Genomic DNA, 20,328 nt, shown 5'->3' with positions numbered 1-20,328 from the left:
ATATCGGTGATGCGTCGAATGAGGGCGGTTACGCTCCTGTTCCTGTCGGGCGTCCAGCGTCAATTCCACTGGGCCGGCTTCTTGCGCCCATAGAACGGATTGGGAATTTCCTTCAGGCAGGCGCGATCGGTCAGCTTGCGCTGCGTGTCGCGCTTCGAAAGGGTCACCTTCGGGTCCGGGCCGTCGACTCCGAAATCCATGTCGCCTTCCACCCGGCCGTCGGGGAAGAAGTGCAGCACAATGCCGCCGCTCTTGCCCTTGACGGGCGCGCGCGTGATCGTGGTCTCGCCTTCACACCATGCCATCCCGGGTCGGGTTTCGCGATGCGTGTATTCGTCGTAATCGGGAGACGAGGCTTCCAATGCGCGCTTGTCGACCACACGCTCCCACCACACCTTGAACTTGCGAGGCGTGGTCCATCGAAAATCCCATGCGACGCTCGGCCTTTGCCCACCGCCGCCTGTCCAGTGTGTCGCGCTCCGCGGCGTGGCACTTGCCCCATCGGCGCTTGCCGCATCGTCGAGACTGTTCTTGTCCGGCGGCAGCAGATAGACGCCGTAGATGTCGTAATCCGTATAGTTGAAAGATCCGGCGGTGATGATGTCGTAGTTCGGGTCGTTCCATTTATTCACTTCGCCGGGCGCAAGACTGTCCTTTTCGGCATCGTTCACGCTCTTGCTACACGCAGCCGCGGAAAAAACCATCACGAACAGCAAGGTGATCCGGCAGCGGTTCATATTGAATTTCCTTTTCTTCCAGTCGATTTCATTCGAGTCGCGTTGCGAAGGCGCCATCACGCGGCCGCTTCCCGTATCCGCCGCCAATCCTTCGCCGGCACCCGCGCCAGCGTCTCCGGAAATGCCTCCCCCTGCGCAGCCGCGTCGAACACGGCCGCCATCGCCGGATCCTGGTCGAAGCGCACGCCGTACCGCGGTTCGCAATAGATCAGCAGCGACGCCGCTTTCGGTGCCGTGCGCCCGGCAGTGTGCCAGTTGATCGCGCACGAAGCCGTCATGCTGCGTGGCCGGCAACGACGCGAGCATCGCGGGCTTGTCGGCACGCAGCCGCTCGAGCAACGTGTACGGATAGCAGGCGGCGAGCAGATCGTCCTCTTGCGCGCTGCGTCATTTCCCGAATCCTTCACGAAAAGCGGCAATAAATACAATAATTTGAGTGAGCCCGGACCGGCGCTCGAACGGCTCTCGCCGCCATGATCACGTCGCGTCGTCCGTCATACCGGCACGCGAGCGCAAAACCTGCAGGTTGGAGCGACGCCGGCGGAACCTCGCCACGCACTTCGCCGTCTCAACGCGACCGGCTTCACGTCGCGCAGTCCCACCCCGTCACCCGCAGATATCGGAGCAGAACATGGCACATCGCACCCTAGGCACCTCCAGCATCCAGGTTTCGCCGCTCGCGTTCGGCGGCAACGTCTTCGGCTGGACCGTCGACGAAAACGCATCGTTCGCGTTGCTCGACGCGCTCGCCGATACCGGCATCAACTTCATCGACACGGCCGACGTCTATTCGGCCTGGGTTCCCGGCAATCACGGCGGCGAATCGGAAACGATCATCGGCAAGTGGCTGAAGCGCTCGGGCAAGCGCGAGCAGGTCGTGATCGCGACCAAGGTCGGCCTGCTCGACGCGCGCGCGGGGCTGTCGAAAGACAACATCCTGAAGGCCGTCGACGATTCGCTGCGCCGCCTGCAGACCGACTACATCGACCTGTATTTCTCGCACCGCGATCTCGCCGACACGGCTCCGCTCGAAGAAACGCTCGGCGCGTATCAGACGCTGATCGACGCTGGCAAGGTGCGCATCATCGGCGCGTCGAACTACAGCGGCGCGCGCCTGCGCGAAGCCGCCGCGATCAGCGCGCGCGACGGGCTGCCCGCCTACCAGGTCATCCAGCCCGAATACAACCTGCTCGACCGCGCCGACTACGAACGCGATCTCGAGCCGGTCGTGCGCGACCTGAAACTCGGCGTCGTCAACTACTACGCGCTCGCGAGCGGGTTCCTGTCGGGCAAGTACCGCAGCGAGGCCGACCTGAAGAAGAGCGTGCGCGGCGATCGCGTCGCCGGGTATCTGAACGAACGCGGCCTGCGCATCCTCGCCGCGCTCGACGCCGTGTCTGAGAAGCACGGCACGCAGCCGGCCGCGATCGCGCTCGCGTGGCAGATCGCGCGGCCGACGATCACCGCGCCGATCGCGAGCGCGACGTCGCTCGCGCAGCTCGCGCTGCTCGGCGAAGCGATCCGCGTCACGCTCGATCAGGACGACATCCGCCGGATCGACGAAGCCAGCGCGCCCTGAAGTCCGTGGCGACGGCAGGCAGGCTGCCGTCGTCTTCGTCGAAGTCAACCGGCAGCGCTTACCCCGCGGCCGCGCGGACGTCTTGACTCGCACGGCCGCTTGCGTCGACCGCGCCGCCGAACCCTCGGAAAACCGGCATCACTCCGCGGCCGCACGCACCGCATCGCGCAGCGCCATCGGCGACGCGCCGTAGCGCTCGCGGATCGCGCGGCTGAAGTGCGCCTGGCTCGAAAACCCCCAGCGAAATGCGATCTCGCCGATGCGCGTCTTGCGCAGCCGCGCATCCGTCAGCTCGCGATGCGCGTGCGACAGCCGTTCCGACCAGATGTGCTGCGTGATCGACTCGCCTTCGGCCGCGAAGAGGCGGCCCAGATGCCGCAGCGACAGCCCGACCGCATCGGCGACGGCCTGCGGCGCAAGTTCCGGCTCGCCGAGATGCGTCGCGATGTACTGCTTCGCGGTCAGCAGATACGACAGCGACGCGCGCGACGCGCCCGCACCGTTCACTTCGGCGTCGATGAGCTCCGCGATCAGCGTGCGCGTGTGCTCGGCGAACCGCTCGGCGTCGCGCTCGACCGGCGTCTTCATGAATCGCTCGACGCTCGCGCGCAACGTCGCGCCGAGCATCGCGCCCGCGCCCGGCTTCGGCGCGATCCGCAGCGGCAGCGCGGCGAGTTCCGCATCGAGCCGGTCGTCGAATGTCGCGATCGGGATATCGATCAGCAGTTGCCGCATCGGCGTCAGGAATCCGAACAGATACGGCACGCGCGTGTCGTAGACGACGACATCGCCGGCTTCCGCCAGGAGGCATCGATCGCGCTGGATGAAATATGCGCGCCCGCTCACGATCTGGCACGCGAACAGCGACTCCTTCGGCAACTGGCGCACCAGCGCGGGGCTGCGCTCGATCACGTGATCCTGCCCGCTGATGTCGGCGATGCCGAGGCCCGGCAGCGCGATGTCGGTCTTCTCGACGTCGAGCCCGGCCGGCGACAGCGACGAGCAGCGCAGGCCGACCAGCGTCGCCGCGTTGAACGCATCCCAGTACGCCATCCTGTCGCGCGCCGGCACGTCGGCCGTCGAGCCTCGCGTGCGGGAAAAAACGGTCGAATTCGTCACGTCGCCTCCTGCTGGCGCCTGTCGTGCGCAGCGGCACGGATTGGGGGATGGTCCGTCTGGTTTTTGGTGCGATGCAATGTCCGGCGCGGTCAAGCAATTCGTCCAGCCCAGTCAAGAGCGGCGCGCACCGGCTGGCTAAAGTCGAGCCCACGACACCCATACACCAGGAGACACACCGTGGTCGACAAAGCCGTATCCGAATTCTGGCAAAACATCCCTGCGATTGCCAATCCGTTCAAGCCCGATGCGCTGCCCGAAGCCTACGTCCCGAACGCGGCCACCGACGACGAACGCTATTACGTTCCGTTCACCGAAACGGTTTCGTCGCGGCCGCTGTGGATCTCGCCGTCACAGAACAAATGGTGCGACATCCTGATGGCGAAGGAAGCCGGGCTCGTGAACCGGCACTATCACCCGCACGAGGTGTTCGCGTACACGCTGTCGGGGAAATGGGGCTACCTCGAACACGAATGGACCGCGACGCGCGGCGATTTCGTGTACGAGACACCGGGCGAAGGCCACACGCTCGTCGCGTTCGATCACCCCGAGCCGATGCGCGCGTTCTTCATCGTCAAGGGCCCGCTGATCTGGCTCGACGACGCCGGCAATCCCGACGGCTACTTCGACGTGCATTCGTACATCACGATGTGCAAGGCGCATTACGAGAAGGTCGGCCTCGGCGCGCAAGCGATCGAGAAGCTGTTCCGCTGACGCGCAGCGAGGCTCGCGATGACTTCTCCTTCCCTCTTCCGGCCCGCATGGACGTACGAGAACAGGCTGCTGCTGATCCTGTTCATGACGTTCGGCTTCGTGTTCTTCGACCGCCTCGCGCTGTCGTTCCTGTTTCCGTTCATGTCGGCCGAGCTGCACCTGACGAACACGCAGCTCGGCATGGTGTCGTCCGCGCTGGCGCTCACGTGGGCGCTGTCGGGCGCCGCCACCGGCGCATGGTCCGACGCGCGCGGCACGCGCAAGCCACTGCTGATCGCGGCCGTGCTCGGCTTTTCCGTGTGCTCGGCGCTGTCGGGCCTCGTCGGCGGCTTCGCGAGCCTGATCGCGTTTCGCGCGCTGATGGGCATCGCCGAAGGCCCCGTACTGCCGTTGTCGCAATCGCTGATGGTCGAGAGTTCGACGCCGACTCGCCGCGGGCTGAACATGGGCCTGCTGCAAGGCTCGGCCGCCGGCCTGCTCGGCGCGATGATCGGCCCGCCGGTCGTGATCGGCATCGCCACCGCATACGGCTGGCGCGAGGCGTTCTACGTGTCGTGCATTCCGGGCTTCCTGATCGCGTTCTGCATCTGGCGCTGGGTGCGCGAAGTACCGCCGGGCGGCGTGCGCAACGCGCAGGCGGATATCGCCGCGGCACCGGCCGCCGGCGGCGCGGCGGTCAGCCGCTGGGCGCTGCTGAAGGAACGCAACATCCTGCTGTGCGTGCTGATCAGTTGCTTCTTCCTCACGTGGTTCGTCGTGATCATCTCGTTCGCGCCGGTGTTCCTCGTGGAAAGCCGCCGTCTGTCGCCTTCCGACATGGGCGTCGTGATGACCTGCCTCGGCGCCGCGTGGGTGTTCTGGGGCTTCGCGGTGCCGGCAATCTCCGACCGGATCGGCCGCAAGCCGACGATGATCGTGTTCGCGCTGATCGCGGCCGTGTGCCCCGTCGTGCTGATCCACGTCGGCTCGGTCTGGGCGCTCGGCGCGCTCGTGTTCGTCACATACACGGGCCTCGGCTGCTTCACGCTGTTCATGGCGACGATCCCGGCCGAAACGGTGCCGCCGCACGCAATTGCGAGCGCGCTCGGGTTGATCATGGGCGCCGGCGAGCTGATTGGCGGCTTCGTCGCGCCCACCGTCGCCGGCTTCGCGGCGGACAGGTACGGCCTGCAGTTCGCGATGTGGACGTCGTCCGCCGGCGCGGTCCTCGCGTGCGTGCTGTCGTTCGGACTCGTCGAAACCGCGCCGGCCGTGCTGCGCAAGCGCGCGCTCGCAGGCGCCGCCGCCGGCCGCCTCGATGCGCAGAACCTCGGAGGACGCTGACATGCGCGCACTTCAATGGCATGGCCCGCGCGACGTCCGTCTCGTGGAAATCGACACGCCGCGCGTCGGCCCCGGCGACGTGCGCATCGCGGTCGCGTATTGCGGCATCTGCGGCAGCGACCTGCACGAATATGCGGACGGCCCGCACGCGATTCCGGTGGACACGCCGCATCCGCTGTCGCGCCGCACCGCGCCGCTGACGCTCGGCCACGAGTTCTGCGGCACCGTCGTCGAAATCGGCGAAGGCGTGACGACGCTGCGCACGGGCGACCGCGTCGCGGTCGAGCCCGAGTATCGCTGCAGCCAGTGCGCGTATTGCCGCTCGGGTTCGTACAACCTGTGCGTGTCGATGGGCTTTGCCGGACTGATGGGCGACGGCGGGATGGCCGACTTCGCGGTCGTGCCGGCCTACATGCTGCACCGCCTGCCCGACGGCGTGAGCCTCGAACAGGCTGCGGTGATGGAGCCGGCCGCCGTGGCGCTGCACGCGCTGCGGCGCGGCGAGCTGCGCCTCGGCGAGACCTGCGCGGTGTTCGGGCTCGGGCCGATCGGCCTGCTGCTGATCATGCTCGCGAAGCTGCAGGGCGCGACGACGATCGTCGCCGTCGACGTGTCGCCCGAACGGCTCGCGGCCGCCACCCGCTTCGGTGCGACGCATGCGTTCGATGCGCGCGGACTCGATGCGTCCGCGTTGCAGGACGCGATTCGCGCGGCCACGGGCGGGCTCGGCGTCGATACGAGTTTCGAAGCGGCCGGATTGCAGGCCACGTTCGAATCGGCGATGCGGGCACTGCGCAAGGGCGGTCGCGTCGTGATGGTCGGCCTGATGCCGCACGCGGGTTTCGACGCGTTTCGCGCGGTCAACGACGAGCTGACCTTCACCGCGAGCGTCGGCTATCGGCATGCGTACGAAGACCTCCTGCGCATCGTCGCGTCAGGCGCGCTCGACCTCACGTCGATCGTCACGCGCACCGTCTCGCTCGAGAATGCCGTCGCCGACGGCTTCGACGCACTGCTCGCCGACCGCACACAGATCAAGATCCTCGTTTCACCCGCGCAGCGGCCGGCCCGTCGCGCCTCCACCACCGGGAGTGTCGAGCATGAATCGTCAGTGGGCGTTTGACGGGCAGTCGGTCGTCGTGACGGGCGGCACATCGGGCATCGGCGCGCGCACCGCGCCGCGCTTCGCCCAGGCCGGCGCATCGGTCGTCGCGCTGGGGCTCGACGCGGCCGGCCCGCATGCGCCCGTGCATGCCGGCATCCGCTGCGTCGAACTCGACGTGGCCGACGGCGCCGCCCTGACGCGCACGATCGCCGCGCTGCCGCTGCTCGACGTGCTCGTCAATGGCGTCGGCATCAGCCGCCACGCGGACGAGTACCGGTTGGACCAGTTCGAGCACGTGCTGAACGTGAACCTGACGTCGGTCATGCGCGCATCCGACGCCGCGCGGCCCGCGCTGGCGGCGAACGGCGGCAGCATCGTCAATATCGCGTCGATGTACACGTACTTCGGCAGCAAGGACCGGCCCGCATACAGCGCGAGCAAGGGCGGCATCGCGCAACTCACGCGCTCGCTCGCGCAAGCGTGGGCCGATCGCGGCATCCGCGTGAACGCGGTCGCACCCGGCTGGATCGACACGCCGCTCAGCAGCGCTCTGATGGCCGACACGCAGGCGTCGCGCCGCATCCTCGAGCGCACGCCGCTCGGGCGCTGGGGCACGGCCGACGAAGTCGCGGAAGTCATCCTGTTCCTGTGCTCGCCCGCCGCGTCGTTCGTCACCGGCGCGATCGTACCGGTGGACGGCGGGTATTCGACGGTCTAGCGCGCCCGCGCGCGGCGCATCGGCGGATCGAAGCAACCTGCCGATGCACGTTGCGCGGCGCTCTTCGACTGTCGCCGAACCGGGTCGCCCGGCTCTGGTTCTTTCATATCAATCAGTAGTCCGACGAAAAATTTCCGACTCGATCGGACCATGTGAGGAGCATCTGGAGATGACGAAAAAGACCTTTCTGGCACTCGCGGCCTGCACGCTTCCGGCCGCCGCGCTCGCCCAGAGCAGCGTGACGATGTTCGGGCTGATGGATGCCGGCATCAGCTACGTCGGCAATCAAGGCGGCCACGGCGCCGCGAAATTCGACGACAACATCTTCTTTCCGAACCTGCTCGGCTTCGAAGGCAAGGAGGATCTCGGCGCGGGCACGCGTGCGATCTTCCGGCTCGTCAACCAGTATTCGCTCGGCAACGGCTCGATCATCGGCGGCGGGCTGTTCGCGCGCACGGCCTATGTCGGGTTGCAGAGCGACCGATACGGCACGCTGACGCTCGGCAACCAGTACGAGTTCATGGTCGATTCGCTGGCTGCCGGCGGCAACGAGATCGCGCAGGACCTCGTCGGCCTGTACGGTTTTCGCAACGGGCCGTTCGACCGGCTCGCGCTACCGAACAACCCGACCGGCGCATTCGACTGGGACCGCGTCGCCGGCAGCAATCGCGTCGCGAATTCGGTCAAGTACACGAGCCCGTCGCTGTCGGGCCTGACCGTCGGCGCGCTGTACGGCTTCGGCAACATCGCAGGATCGATCGGCGCGAACAACACGGTCAGCGCGGGCGTCAGCTACGACAACGGCCCGTTCGGCGCGGGCGCCGCCTATACGAACCAGAAATACGGCGCGGCCGACGGCCTGCCGCCCACCAGCGTGCGCAACTGGGGCGCGGGCGTGCACTACACGGTCGGCACGGTCACGGGGAAGGCGCTCTTCACGACCGTGCACAACGCGCAGAATGGCGCGGGCGCGTGGTCGGCGGAAGCCGGCGCCGCGTGGCGGCCATCGCCGGTATGGGTGATCGGCGCGAGCTACACGTACATGAAAGGCAACGACACGCTCGACAACGCGCACGCGCATCAGTTGCTCGCTGCCGTGCAGTACTGGCTGTCCAAGCGCACGATGGTGTACGTCGCGGGCGTGCATCAACGCGCAAGCCGCGGCAGCCACGCGCAGATCAACGGCGCGATGGACGCGAACGGCGCGTCGAGCGGCGCATTGCAGTCGATCGCGCGGATCGGATTCAGTACGCGGTTCTGATCCGGCGCGGGCCGCCGGCGTTCCGGCATCCGCGCGGCAGACGACGAATGCGCGCCGCCGGTTCGGCCGCTGCGTTCGTCCGTCGTCCTTCACGTTTCACTCGGCGATCGAAGACCGCGGGGCCGGAAGCCGATGCCATGACGGCGGCCGCTCCCGAACTAATCGCCGGCACGCTCCGCCGCATCGACCTCCTTGGCGAAGGCGAACAGCAGCTCGCCGAGCCGACCCGGTTGCTCCTGCTGAATCCAGTGCCCGGCGCCGTCGATCAGCTCGATGCGACTCATTCTCGTCGTCGCCTTCGTCCTCATCAATTCGAGCGCGCCCGGTGCCGAATAAGTACCCCAATCGCTCTTTCCGCCAATAAAGAGCGATGGGACATCGATCGTCTTGCCTGAAAACAGGCGCAACTCGGCGTTCAGATCAGGATCGGAAAAGACGCGATAAGCCTGCAGGGCGCCTTGAAATCCCGTACGGCCATACTCCGCCGTGTACACCGCGAGTTCCGGTTCGGTAAGCCATTTGCAGGCCCGGACCTCGGCGGCGGACGGCTGGAATGGCGCGACGGTCTGGGGCATCGTCTTGCCGAGATCCATGACGTAATAGGTGGGCATTCGTGCAAGCTCCGTGGCGGTCCGCGCCTTCAACGGATACGGCTGGTTTCCCGGCCAGTCCGCGCTCTTGACATGGAAGAACGCACGAAGAAAGGCGTGCAGGCCTTGAGGCGGGTGCCACATGTCGTCGTTCGCCTGCCGTGTGCTCAGGTATTGCTGGTAATACTCCCTCGGCGGGTCGAGCGATGCCAGCGCGGCCGCCAACTTCTGGTTCTCGGTGTTCGGATGAGCCGACGGTGCGTCGCTTTGCGCGGTGTTGAACGGAAGGGCCGGCGGACCGGGGAACGGTGCGCTCATCAGCACGACCGACGGAAAGACGTCCGGTCGCGCCAGCGCGCAATAGGCCGCGACCGGCGAGCCGAGGTCGTGCCCGACGAGCATCGCCGTGCGCCGATATCCCAACGCCGAAACCAGTCCGAGGGCATCGCGCGTCATATTCAGGAGACCGAATGGCTCCAGCGGGGCGTCATAGTCGTTCACCCAACCGGTGGTGCGCCCGAAACCCCGCTGATCGGGCGCAACGACGTGATATCCGGCGTCAGCCAGGATCGGGAGAAGGTGTCGCCAACCGTAAGCCAGATCCGGAAAGCCGTGCAGAAGCAGCGCGAGCGGCCGGCCGGGACTTTCGTAACCGGCCTCGAGAATATGGACATCGAGGCCGTTGACCCCATGGATCATGCGTGAGCGAACCCCGCCGGGAAGCGTTCCTTCGCCATATGTCGACGTGGCCAAATCAGTTCCTCCCTGAGGGGTTGCGCGGGCCGGCCGAAGGAACGCCGCAACCAGGCCGGCCGCGCCCATCGCCAACATCGCTCGTCGGGATGCCGATGGCTTGATCGAGTGATGGGACATCGGTCATCTCCGATATATGGCGATCACCATACTATGGTGATCGCCATAGCGGCGTCAAGCGGAACGTGGTAGGTTGTCGGCATGACACGCAAGACTGACGCGCGCGCTCGCGCCATTGCCACGGCCGAGCGACTATTCCGCATCCAGGGCTACACTGCGACCGGCTTGACCCAGATACTCGAAGAAAGCGGCGCGCCTAAAGGGTCGTTCTACTTTCATTTCCCACGGGGCAAGGCGCAACTCGCGGAAGAAGCAATCGACAATTATGTTGCGAAGCGAATGGCTGTATTACGGGATATCTCGGCGAGTACGGCGGGCAATGCGCTGAATTTCGTTCATCGAATTTTCAGCGCGTTCGCGGCCGAAATGGTCGCCTCCGATTTCCAGTATGGATGTCTGATGCAGAATCTCGCGAATGAGCTGCCCGCGCTCGACGCCGAGCTGACCCAACGCGTGGCGCGTGGATTTGCCGAATCGACCGCGATTATTGCCGAGCATTTCAGGGGGTGCGGTTTCACTCCCGCGCGCGCATCCTCCGCCGCGGCCGCATTGGTGGCCGCCCTCGAAGGCGCACGAACGATCGCCCGCCTGGAACGCACGCCGGCTGTATTCGAAGCGCTGGCAGAGGTCAGCGTCCAAAGGTGGGCCGCTCCGGAGCGGTGATCCGGTCCGATGCTCGTTGCCGGACCACCACGATCGGTTTGCTTCGGCTCGAGCAGGAACACGTCGCGCATTCTCTCGACTGCGTGCATTCGGGGCGCACCGAGGCAGCCGGTCAACTTGAATGCATGGAGAGTGGGCATGCAGAAGCAACCGAAAAAGGCCAAGCAGGTCGGCCCGCCGGCGACCTCGAGGCTGAGCCGGTCGTTCGGCACCGCCGATTTTGTCGACGCATTTTCGGTGGATTTGCCGGCGACTGCCTGCAACGACGCAGAATCTCTCGCTCGATACGTCTTCGCAGGACAACCCCAATGGATCGCCATGCTGCAGGGAATTCGCGACATTGCCGTCCGGCCGTTCGGCCTTAAAACGACGATCGATCTGAAAGCCGCGAAGGACGACCGGCTCGGGATTTTCCGCGTGTTCGAACGGCATGAAGACGAGATCATTCTGGGCGAGGACGACGCCCATCTCGATTTCCGCGTGTCGGTTCTCGTGCAACCTGCCGCCGAGGATGGGCCCCGGCAACTGATACTTACTACGCTCGTCTTCTACAATCGTCTGCTGGGCCGCGCCTATCTCGGCGTGATCGCGCCTTTCCATCGCCTGGTCGTGCGAGCCTCGCTCGATCAGGCACAGAAGCTCGGATGGCCCGGCCGGTAGCGGCGAAAACGAGGCATCGCTGTCCGTTTCCACCGGATCGTCACACGCTCGCTCGCCGCCGCCGGCAGGCACCCGTGGCCGATGCCATGTGCGTGGCCGCCATTCGCCACCGTACGAAAGCATCGGCAATACCAACCAGGAAAAATCGCCTTTCAGCCGAGCGCCAGGACGTCATGAACACCGTCGACCAGATGATCGCCGCCAGGGACGCGCATCCGCACCGAAACGCAGGCGTTTTGGCAGACGTACGGCTGAAGCGCATTGCGGGGGCAAGGTGGCGCGCGCGGCTGCTGGCGCTGTCGATCGTCGCCGGTTGCGCTCCCGTGTCAGCGAGCAGTGCGGACATGCAATTCAGCGGACCCGACATCCCGCTGGAGCAGGCGATCGAGGCCGACGATCCCGCCGCCGTCGCGCGCGCGATCGCCGGCGGGGCCTCGGTCAATGCGCGCGGCGCCCGCAACGTCACGCCGCTCGAATTCGCCGTCGCCATCCATCGCAAGAAGGCCGCCGCAGCGCTGATCGCGCACCATGCCGATCCGAACCTGCGCGATGCCGACGGGGACAGCGCGGTTTCGCTCGCGGTCAATGCCTATCGGCGCGATCCGTCGCTGCTCGCGATGGTGCTCGATGGCGGCGGCAATCCCAATGCGGTGCGCCCGGATGGCGATCCGGTGATCGTACGTTTCCTCAACGATCGCAACCTCGACGCGATCACCTATCTGCACGCGCGCGGCGCTGATATCGATGCAGAGGTCGACGGACAGCCGATGGTGGTGGATGCTGCGTGGGGCGCGGACTGGGATGTCGTATGGCGGCTGATCGAGCTCGGCGCCCGTACCGATACGCCCAAGGCAGCGGCCGGCCTGGTCGAGACATTCAGGATCCCGGGCGCCACCTTGCCGGACAGCCCGGTCTATCCTTTCAAGGTGAAGGTATGGGTGCATTTGAAGGCTCAGGGCCTCGATCCCGTGCCGCCGGCGGGAATGGTGCGTCCATGACGGTCGGTGAACGGCCATCTCGGCGCGCTCCGCGTTGGCGCAGAGCACGCCGATATCGCCAGGTTCGCTACATCAAGTCGATGGCGGCAGAATCGCCCGAGGCGGCGATCACCTCGAGCTGCCATTTCGCGGAGGGCCTGGCGATGCGGCCGGAGCGGTCGAGCCCTTCCATCAGCGCCCACCAGTTCGGATCGTCCTGCCCGAACTCGACGCACGTGCCGTCGTCGAAGCGCAGCATCAGGACAACGATGTCGCCCACGAAGATGTCGCGCAGTTCGGCCCGCGCGCCGACGAGCGCAGCGAAGGGCAGCCGCTTTTCCGTGCCGTTCGGGGAAACCAGCCGCACGCCGTCGGTCTCGATGTACCTGGCTGGCTCATGGCGGCGGGCGAAGCGGGTCAGTCGTGCGTTGATTCGATCAATCCAGCCCATCTTCGGATCCATGTGTCGCTGACCATATCTGACGCCGCCGTAGCGGCCGGTGCTCACCCCGACATTTTACGGTTCGCGGTCCGAGCGATGTCTCGCTGCATCAAAGGTTTTTGCTCCGAAGCCAGGCGCGGATCGCTTCGATGTGCCGGGCCTTGCATTCCAGCGGTAACCAGTGCCCGGCCGGCATCGTCGTCACGGTCAGGTCCGCGCATGCCGCACGCATGGGGTCGCCCTGGCGATTTCCGGTGATGCTGCAAATCTGATCGAATTCGCCGTTGACGAACAGCACCGGCTGCGACAGACGGCCGCCATCCGGCGCGCTGCGTGCGTAAGCGAGGTTGGCCTCATCGTTCAGATACCACGCGCAGGCGGGACGGAAGCCATGCGTATCGAACGACGCTACCAGCGCTTCAAAGTCCGCCGGCGGCCACAGAGCCGGATCGGGGGGAGTCGGCGGCGCACGATGCGCGGCACCGAAACGCCCTCCATTGCGCGTGACGCCCGCATTCGGCGACACCTTGCCGATGCAGTCAGGGTCGCCCGGTCGAAAAATCGATGCCAGCGATGCTGCCCGGTCCGCATCCAGGTCGGCCACCGCCGCGTCGAAATGCGTCGTGTAGTAGCGGTAGTAGTCCCACTGGCCATCGGGATACGCGTCGGCAGGATAAATCGTCCTGTCGATCAGTGGAACGACCGTGCTCAGCGCGTGCCCGTCGGGTTGATATGCCAGCGACGTCAGCACGACGCCACGGCTGCGCTCGCGCTCATGTGCGGACAACTCGGCGGCCACGACGCTACCCCAGTCGTGCCCCACCCAGATCGCGGGCTCGCCGCCGAGATGATCGTGGAGTTCGGTCATGTCCGTCACAACGGCCTCGATGGTATAGGCGTCGTTGGCTTCAGGCGCAAAAGAGCCGCCGTAGCCGCGCAGGTCCGGCGCGACGCAGTGCCAGCCGTCGGCGGCAAAGGCTTCCATCTGGGCGCGCCACATCAAGCTCAAGCTCGGCCAGCCGTGCAGAAAAAATATCGGCGGCCCGTCGGCCGGCCCGCTCTCGAGATAGTGCGTCGGCCGACCCGTCATGTCGAGCGTGCGCGATACCAGCGAGTGTCGAGATGTCTCCGTCATGATCCGAGGCTCCGGTTGATTTCAGCGGTTTGCCGAAGGTGAAAGGGCTGCCGTTCGCCGAGCTACTTGCGATCGATCATCAGCGCCACCCCAACCAACGCGATGCCGCCGGCAATCAGCTTCACGCGCGTCAACGGCTCGTGCAGCAAGAGCGCCGAGAGACCCAGCGCGATCACCGGCGCCGCATAGTTGAAGGTGTTGGCGAGCGTCGTCGAGACCTGGGCGTTGAGCGTCAGGAACACGGCGTAACCGATCAGCGTGCTCGCCACGACAAGAAACGCGAGTGCAGCCCATGCTGCCGGCGATACGCGCGCAAGGTGCGTCGTCGCAGCGATCCCCGACACGGCGACGATCGCGCCGAGCACCGCACCGGCCGATATCAGCTGTATCGCCAGGCCGATGGCGGGGTCGCGAGGCAACGCCAGTCGCGGCGCAAGCAGCGACCCGGCTGCCCACGCGGCCGTCCCGGCAAGCGCAAGTGCGGCGCCCATCGGCCGGAAGTCGCCGCCGGTAGCAGAGGTCCAGCCCATCAGCGCGAGACCGGCAAAGCCGATGGCGACCCCGGCGACCTGACGGCCGCTCAGCGGCCGATGAAACACCGCCCATGCGAACAACGCCAGAAAGAGCGGCGAAGACGAGCCGAATATCGCGGCCACCCCTGCCGGCAGAAAATGCGTGCCCCAGATCGCGAGCGCCTGACTGGCCACCAGCATGGTGACGCCGATCAACGCCGCACCACCCGTCTCGCGGACCGACGCAGGCGAACGGCGCCAGCGAGCCAGCGCGAAAGGCAGAACGACCAGCGCCGCAAGCGAGAAGCGCAATGTCGCCACCATCAGCGGATGCAACGCGTTCCCGGCGACCTTGAAAGCCAGGAAATTGGCTCCGTTGTAGAACCATTGATAGCCGACGGCGAGGGCGACCCAGCCGCGACGTGCGCTCCAACTGGCATGGGTCGTGGTTGCGGCCGTCACGGGCTGCCCTTCTGCCTGCCGAATGCGGCGATCGTCGCGTCCTTGCTGCGGAGGCACAGGCTCCTGAAATGCTCGATATAAGGGGCTGCCATGGGACTGTTTCCGTCGATGACCTCGTATGCGATTGCTTCAATGCTAGCGAGCGCTTCGTTATCCCGATAATGTGGAGTTTCTATCGCCGTTATCCATCTATTGAATAACGGCGTTACGCCTGCTTTACTGCTGCAATTGATCGAGCCGGAACTCACGGAGGCGCCAGTGGACTCCCGTCTTATCGAGTACTTCTTGCGTGTGGCCGAACTCGGCAGTATCAACAAGGCCGCCATCGACTTGCGGCTCTCCCAGCCGGCGCTGTCGCGCCACATCGCGCTGCTCGAGCATCAACTTCGCGCGAAGCTTTTTACGCGAACGCGGGGCGGCGTTCAGCCGACCGAGGCCGGCATGCTGCTGGTGGAGCGAGCAAGACCCATTCTTCGTCAGTTGACCTCCTTGGTCGAGCAGGTCGGCGACCGCGCCGCGGGCCAGTTGGCGATAGGCGTTGCGCCGTCCTGGCGCAACCTCTTCACATCGAACTTCGTGGCGCGGCTGGTCGCCGACTATCCGCGCGTGAGGCTTCGTGTTCACGAGGGCGTGAGCCACGAGCTGCGCGATGTCATGCATTCCGGCATGCTGGACCTCGCTATCGTCCCGTTCGAAGCGTCGCCGCCGCAGGGCTATGTCCATACACCACTCGTTCGTGAACCCCTCGTTCTCGTGAGCGCCAGGGACACCGGCTTGAGGCCCGACAAGGCGGTGCCGCTGTCGCGTCTCGGCGATCGCAAACTCGCGCTGGCGGGAAAACAGAACGTCATCCGCTCGACCATCGAGCACGCGATGGTCCGTCGCAACGTCGAACTCGACATCCTGTTCGAACTCGATGCGATGCATCTCTCGATGGAACTCGCCCGGCGCGGCATCGCCGACACCGTCACGCCATGTTGCGCGGTCAGCGGCAATGCGTTCTGGGAAGAGTCGATCTCGTGGAGTCCGATCCGGGGCGCCTACATCACCTGGGCGCTCTGTGAAAATACGGCGCGCTCGCATTCGCAAGCGGTGCTCGAAGGGAAACGGATGATCGTCGGGATGATCGGCGAAATCGTCGACAGCCGAACCTGGCGCGGTGCCGAGCGCCTGAACGCGAATATCGACCCGCTGTCTGTGGAAAGGAGCGGTTGAGTCCGCAAGCACGCTGCCGGCGCGTGTGAGCAGCGTCCACGGGAAGCCGCGGATCGCTCCGTACCACGCACATGGCCATCGCATCGAGCCCGTGTCGTCCGTTTGCAAGCGTTCGAGGCGCGCGCCTCGGCGCTACCGCTACGTCGCCAAGCCCGGCGCGTTGGGCAGATCGCCCTCCTTCTCACCCGTACGCTTGCATCGCGGTATAGCGCGTGGCCGTAACCGGCTTCGAATCGACTTCGGATTCCGTTTGGGTATTGAGGCCCTACGCCCGTCAATCGACACCGCCCACACCCCATCCCGCCCCAATAATTCCCCTTGACGCCCTATCTTTCGATATATATCTTTAGATATGTTTTACGACATATAGGACACGATCATGCGACACAACCACTTCCGCGGCCATGCCCGATGCGACGGTCATGGTGCGCATGCCCGCCCCGACTGGTTCGCCGGTCTCTGGTACGCGATCGGCCGCCACCGTCGCGGCCACGATGCGTTCGGTAGCGGCCCGTTCGGCGGCCGGGGCGGGCGCGGCGGCTTTGGCGATTTCGGCGACGACGGCATGCCGCGCGGCCGCCAGTTCAGCTCCGATGATCTCCAGCTGCTGCTGCTCGCGCTGGTGGCCGAGCAGCCGAGCCACGGCTACGAACTGATCAAGGCGCTCGACACGCGCTCGAACGGTTTTTACAGCCCGAGCCCCGGCATGGTGTATCCGGCGCTCACGTATCTCGAGGAAGTCGGCTTCGTCGCGTCGCAAGCGGAAGGCAACCGCAAGCGCTATGCGCTGACCGACGCAGGCCGCGCGCATCTCGACGCGCAGCGCGAGCGCGTCGACACGCTGTTCGCGCGCCTCACGCACCTCGCTCGCAAGATGGAATTCATGCGCCGCGCGTTCGCCGGCGAATCGGCGGGCAGCGAAGCGCAGGACGAGTCGCAGGCCGGCTGGCTGCCCGAATTCGTCGAGGCGCGTCTCGCCCTCAAGCGTGCGCTGCTGCACAAGAGCGCCGCCGATGCCGACGAACAGCGCCGCATCGCGGCCATCATGCGCCGCGCGACGGCCGAAATCGAAGGCGGCGGCGCGTGATCCGCGCCGCCCCGCCACCACTCAAGGAGAACGGATCGATGCAGAACACGTCCGAGCGCACCGTCACCCGCGTGCGCCACACCCTCAAGTTCCGCCTGCTGCAGGTACTGCGCGTGCATACCGTGACGCCGCATCTGCTGCGCGTCACGCTCGGCGGCCCCGATCTCGCCGATTTCGAATCCGCGTCGTTCGACGATCACGTGAAGGTCTTTTTCCCGCCGCCGGGCGCGGAGCGGCCCGCGCTGCCGACGCTCGGCGCGAACGGCCCCGAGTTTCCGGAAGGCGAACCCAAGCCGGTCGCGCGCGACTTCACGCCGCGCCGCTTCGACCGCGCCGCCTGCGAACTCGATCTGGAATTCGTGTTGAACCATCCGGGCCCTGCCTCGCAATGGGCCGCACAGGCACGCGTCGGCCAATGGCTCGGCATCGGCGGCCCGCGCGGTTCGTTCGTCGTCCCGACCGATTTCGACTGGCATCTGCTGATCGGCGACGATACGGCGCTGCCGGCCGTCGCGCGGCGTCTCGAGGAATTGCCGGCCGGTGCGCGCGCGGCGGTCGTGCTGGAAGTCGCGGATCGCACCGCGCAGATCTCGTTCGATACGCGCGCCGACGTGCATGAAATCTGGCGCTTTCGCGCCGAAGCCGACGCGGCGAACGGCGACGCGCTGCTGAACGCTGTGCGCGACCTGCCGCTGCCGTCGTCTGGCGACGGCTACGTATGGGCGGCCGGCGAAGCGCTGTCGATGCGCGCGGTGCGTCAGCACCTGACGGGCGAACGCGGCGTCGACAAGTCGCGCATCCGCGCGGCGGCCTACTGGAAGCGCGGCGCGGCGGCCGTGCACGAAACGCTGGAAGACTGACCGGAGGATGGGCGCCCGGATGCCGGGCCGCTGAAACAATCGTGGCGCCGGCGCAGCGGCGGGCTTGGCATCGGCATCGCGGCTGGTATATATGTACGTGTGCGACGCCGCTGTCGGGCGACAGCCGCCGCAGCCCGCCCAGGAGCGCCCGGTCATGACAAAAGAAAGCCACGCTTCGCCTTTCCTTCGCCACCTGAAGATCGCCGGTTATTGCGGCCTTGCCGCAGTCGTTCTCGCGCTGTTCGTCGCGATGTGCGCGATCCTGACGGAAAGCGCCCGCGACCGCGATGCCGCGCGACATCCGGCCGATACGCCCGAACTGCACGATGCGGGCGGCGGACCGTCCGCCTCGGCCGAATCGGCCCGCACCGCCGGCTCGTCCGGCTGACGGCGCCCTGCCGCTTCCTTCCGCTTACGGCGCCTGCCGGCGCCCCATCACGGCCGCCTGCACCGAATCGCCGAGCCGTTCGAGCAGCGCGGTCGCGCGTTGCCCGTACAGGTGCGCGGCCAGCGCGCCCGCCGTGCCGACCAGCACGCCGCCCGCCATGTCGAACGGCCAGTGCACGCCCGCATAGACGCGCCCCCATGCAATCGCGACGGCCATCGCGGCCATCACGAAACCGGTGACCCGCGTCGTGCCGCCGAGCAGCAGCCCAACCGCCATGCTCCACGCGAACGTCATGTGATCGCTCGGAAACGAGCTGTCCGGCGCGTGCGGAATCAGCTGCGTGCCGACGCCGGCCATGAACGGGCGCGGCGAGAACCACACATGCCCGAGCACCTGCGCGAGCACGAGCGCCACGCACACGCCCACGCCGGTTTCGATCGCCTGGCGCCGCGCGGCGCGCGCGCCGACGATCCAGGTCAGCAGCAGCATCGCGGGTAGCGCATAGACGAGCCAGTCGGCGGCGAAGATCGCGAGGCGGGCAACGCTCGGGTGCGGTGCACCCCCGGCATTGACGGCGGAAAAGAGGGCTAGATTGAGGTTCTGCATGAATCCGGTTGCGTGGCGCGTAAAAGATCGGCCGGTTGCCCGGCCGGATGCTAGGGCGCGGCCGCTTAAGCGGTGCTTAATGCGACAGTCGCCGAACAAGGCCGTGCGGCGAACGCACTTAGAGCCCGCACTGCAACACAAGTTCACACAATTGTCATATTGCCGCGCGAACGTCCCCGTAAAAGCTCACCACACCTCCCGTAAAGGCTCACCTTTTTCACATGACGGCGTCACCGACACGTGCCACCATCGCCCGGCCGGCGTGCCATCAGGTCGTTTGCATCGTTCATCTCAATATTTACGCGTCGAATTATTCGAAATCGGCAACAATTAATTCCAGATGCGGCATCGCACAACGGCAACGCACAGGCATACGATTACGACCACTCATCCACGAAGCGATCAACAACAAGGAGTCCGCATGAAACCCAGCGATGTCCGATCGAAAGCGTTTGCGATGCCGTTGACCAGCCCTGCGTTCCCGATGGGCCCGTACCGTTTCGTCGATCGTGAGTTTCTGATCATCACGTACCGCACCGATCCGGACCGTCTCCGCGAAATCGTCCCCGAGCCGCTGCAGGTCACCGAGCCGCTCGTGCATTACGAATTCATCCGCATGGCCGATTCGACCGGCTTCGGCGATTACACCGAAAGCGGCCAGGTGATCCCCGTCGAATACAACGGCCAGCCGGGCGGCTATACGCTGGCGATGTATCTCGACGATCACCCGCCGATCGCCGGCGGCCGCGAGCTGTGGGGCTTCCCGAAGAAGCTCGCGTCGCCCACGCTGCACGTGAACACCGATCACATCCTGGGCACGCTCGACTACGGCAAGGTGCGCGTCGCGACCGGCACGATGGGCTACAAGCACAAGGAGCTCGACATCGACGAGCAGACGAAGCGGCTCGCCGGCCCCAATTTCCTGCTGAAGATCATCCCGCACGTCGACGGCACCGCGCGCGTCTGCGAACTGGTGCGCTATTACATGCAGGACATCAAGATGAAGGGCGCGTGGACGGGCCCCGCATCGCTCGAGCTGGCGCCGCACGCGCTCGCGCCGGTGGCCGATCTGCCCGTGCTCGAGATCGTCGAAGCGCGCCACCTCGTCGCGGATTTGACGCTGGGCCTCGGCGAAGTCGTCTACGATTACCTGGCCCAGTAACCCGTCCGCAGTCCTTCTCCCTGTCAATCCTTTCACTACGGGAATTCGAACATGAGCAACCTGAATGGCAAGACCGCAGTCGTCACGGGCGCCGCGAGCGGCATCGGCAAGGAAATCGCGCTGGAGCTGGCCAAGGCAGGCGC

The 20,328-nt window shown here is 66.1% G+C and carries 22 protein-coding genes; 15 read left to right on the top strand and 7 right to left on the bottom strand.

Annotated elements, in window-relative coordinates:
* Positions 1-59: 59 nt before the first annotated feature.
* The gene (locus tag WS89_RS21070) at positions 60-1,076 is read right to left on the bottom strand and encodes a DUF3304 domain-containing protein (RefSeq protein ID WP_257128196.1); all 1,017 of its coding nucleotides are present in this window, start codon (positions 1,074-1,076) and stop codon (positions 60-62) included.
* 292 nt (positions 1,077-1,368) lie between these two features.
* Between WS89_RS21070 and WS89_RS21060 the strand changes: the two genes are divergently transcribed.
* The gene (locus WS89_RS21060; RefSeq protein ID WP_059793216.1) at positions 1,369-2,316 is read left to right on the top strand and encodes an aldo/keto reductase; all 948 of its coding nucleotides are present in this window, start codon (positions 1,369-1,371) and stop codon (positions 2,314-2,316) included.
* Between the two features lie 138 nt (positions 2,317-2,454).
* Here WS89_RS21060 and WS89_RS21055 read toward each other — a convergent pair whose 3' ends face one another.
* Positions 2,455-3,435, bottom strand: a complete 981-nt coding sequence (locus WS89_RS21055) for a helix-turn-helix domain-containing protein (RefSeq protein ID WP_059793214.1) — start codon at positions 3,433-3,435, stop codon at positions 2,455-2,457.
* Positions 3,436-3,612: 177 nt separating this feature from the next.
* Between WS89_RS21055 and WS89_RS21050 the strand changes: the two genes are divergently transcribed.
* The 5 genes from WS89_RS21050 to WS89_RS21030 all read left to right on the top strand — a co-directional run bounded on the left by WS89_RS21050 (position 3,613) and on the right by WS89_RS21030 (position 8,553).
* Positions 3,613-4,146, top strand: a complete 534-nt coding sequence (locus tag WS89_RS21050) for a 2,4'-dihydroxyacetophenone dioxygenase family protein (protein ID WP_059793212.1) — start codon at positions 3,613-3,615, stop codon at positions 4,144-4,146.
* A gap of 18 nt (positions 4,147-4,164) precedes the next feature.
* The gene (locus tag WS89_RS21045) at positions 4,165-5,469 is read left to right on the top strand and encodes an MFS transporter (RefSeq protein ID WP_059793210.1); all 1,305 of its coding nucleotides are present in this window, start codon (positions 4,165-4,167) and stop codon (positions 5,467-5,469) included.
* A gap of 1 nt (position 5,470) precedes the next feature.
* A complete protein-coding gene (locus tag WS89_RS21040; RefSeq protein WP_059503536.1) occupies positions 5,471-6,592 on the top strand; it encodes a 2,3-butanediol dehydrogenase in 1,122 nt (373 codons plus the stop codon).
* Positions 6,570-7,292, top strand: coding sequence for an SDR family NAD(P)-dependent oxidoreductase (locus WS89_RS21035; protein ID WP_059793209.1), 723 nt, complete (start codon positions 6,570-6,572; stop codon positions 7,290-7,292). Before WS89_RS21040 ends, WS89_RS21035 begins: the two co-directional genes overlap by 23 nt.
* A gap of 169 nt (positions 7,293-7,461) precedes the next feature.
* Positions 7,462-8,553: a porin gene (locus WS89_RS21030; protein ID WP_059793207.1), complete on the top strand. Its 1,092-nt coding sequence runs from the start codon at positions 7,462-7,464 to the stop codon at positions 8,551-8,553.
* 158 nt (positions 8,554-8,711) lie between these two features.
* On the opposite strand, the gene WS89_RS21025 is transcribed toward WS89_RS21030, so the two are convergent.
* On the bottom strand, positions 8,712-9,842 hold the full coding sequence (locus tag WS89_RS21025; RefSeq protein ID WP_059793205.1) for an alpha/beta fold hydrolase: 1,131 nt from the start codon (positions 9,840-9,842) through the stop codon (positions 8,712-8,714).
* 255 nt (positions 9,843-10,097) lie between these two features.
* On the opposite strand from WS89_RS21025, the gene WS89_RS21020 reads away from it, so the two are divergent.
* The 3 genes from WS89_RS21020 (at position 10,098) to WS89_RS21010 (ending at position 12,337) form a co-directional block, all read left to right on the top strand.
* Positions 10,098-10,679, top strand: a complete 582-nt coding sequence (locus WS89_RS21020; protein WP_059503528.1) for a TetR/AcrR family transcriptional regulator — start codon at positions 10,098-10,100, stop codon at positions 10,677-10,679.
* 138 nt (positions 10,680-10,817) lie between these two features.
* Positions 10,818-11,339 (top strand): DUF2867 domain-containing protein, encoded by a 522-nt coding sequence (locus WS89_RS21015; RefSeq protein WP_059793202.1) that lies wholly within the window; start codon positions 10,818-10,820, stop codon positions 11,337-11,339.
* A gap of 173 nt (positions 11,340-11,512) precedes the next feature.
* Positions 11,513-12,337, top strand: coding sequence for an ankyrin repeat domain-containing protein (locus WS89_RS21010; protein ID WP_059793199.1), 825 nt, complete (start codon positions 11,513-11,515; stop codon positions 12,335-12,337).
* A 67-nt stretch (positions 12,338-12,404) separates the two neighbouring features.
* Here WS89_RS21010 and WS89_RS21005 read toward each other — a convergent pair whose 3' ends face one another.
* The 3 genes from WS89_RS21005 to WS89_RS20995 all read right to left on the bottom strand — a co-directional run bounded on the left by WS89_RS21005 (position 12,405) and on the right by WS89_RS20995 (position 14,867).
* Positions 12,405-12,779 carry a hypothetical protein gene (locus tag WS89_RS21005; RefSeq protein WP_059793197.1) on the bottom strand — a complete coding sequence of 125 codons (375 nt, stop codon included), beginning with the start codon at positions 12,777-12,779 and terminating at the stop codon, positions 12,405-12,407.
* Positions 12,780-12,867: 88 nt separating this feature from the next.
* Positions 12,868-13,893 carry an alpha/beta fold hydrolase gene (locus WS89_RS21000; protein ID WP_059793194.1) on the bottom strand — a complete coding sequence of 342 codons (1,026 nt, stop codon included), beginning with the start codon at positions 13,891-13,893 and terminating at the stop codon, positions 12,868-12,870.
* A 62-nt stretch (positions 13,894-13,955) separates the two neighbouring features.
* Positions 13,956-14,867 (bottom strand): DMT family transporter, encoded by a 912-nt coding sequence (locus WS89_RS20995; protein ID WP_059793192.1) that lies wholly within the window; start codon positions 14,865-14,867, stop codon positions 13,956-13,958.
* A gap of 258 nt (positions 14,868-15,125) precedes the next feature.
* On the opposite strand from WS89_RS20995, the gene WS89_RS20990 reads away from it, so the two are divergent.
* From WS89_RS20990 to WS89_RS20975, 4 genes are all read left to right on the top strand, one after another.
* Positions 15,126-16,082, top strand: coding sequence for a LysR family transcriptional regulator (locus WS89_RS20990; RefSeq protein WP_059793277.1), 957 nt, complete (start codon positions 15,126-15,128; stop codon positions 16,080-16,082).
* 379 nt (positions 16,083-16,461) lie between these two features.
* The gene (locus WS89_RS20985; RefSeq protein WP_059793190.1) at positions 16,462-17,169 is read left to right on the top strand and encodes a PadR family transcriptional regulator; all 708 of its coding nucleotides are present in this window, start codon (positions 16,462-16,464) and stop codon (positions 17,167-17,169) included.
* Positions 17,170-17,207: 38 nt separating this feature from the next.
* Positions 17,208-18,029 (top strand): siderophore-interacting protein, encoded by an 822-nt coding sequence (locus WS89_RS20980; RefSeq protein WP_059503873.1) that lies wholly within the window; start codon positions 17,208-17,210, stop codon positions 18,027-18,029.
* Positions 18,030-18,183: 154 nt separating this feature from the next.
* Positions 18,184-18,417, top strand: coding sequence for a hypothetical protein (locus WS89_RS20975; protein WP_034205794.1), 234 nt, complete (start codon positions 18,184-18,186; stop codon positions 18,415-18,417).
* A 24-nt stretch (positions 18,418-18,441) separates the two neighbouring features.
* Here the strand turns inward: WS89_RS20975 and WS89_RS20970 are convergent, their stop codons facing one another.
* A complete protein-coding gene (locus WS89_RS20970) occupies positions 18,442-19,023 on the bottom strand; it encodes an undecaprenyl-diphosphatase (protein WP_059793188.1) in 582 nt (193 codons plus the stop codon).
* Between the two features lie 421 nt (positions 19,024-19,444).
* Between WS89_RS20970 and WS89_RS20965 the strand changes: the two genes are divergently transcribed.
* Positions 19,445-20,185: an acetoacetate decarboxylase gene (locus WS89_RS20965; protein WP_009687317.1), complete on the top strand. Its 741-nt coding sequence runs from the start codon at positions 19,445-19,447 to the stop codon at positions 20,183-20,185.
* 51 nt (positions 20,186-20,236) lie between these two features.
* On the top strand, positions 20,237-20,328 hold a 92-nt coding region (locus tag WS89_RS33905; RefSeq protein WP_124488979.1), incomplete at its 3' end, for an SDR family NAD(P)-dependent oxidoreductase.

Source organism: Burkholderia sp. MSMB1072 (genome assembly GCF_001524725.1).
Lineage (GTDB): Bacteria > Pseudomonadota > Gammaproteobacteria > Burkholderiales > Burkholderiaceae > Burkholderia.
Note: the sequence above shows the minus strand (reverse complement) of the source record. Positions and strands in the feature narration are given on the sequence as shown.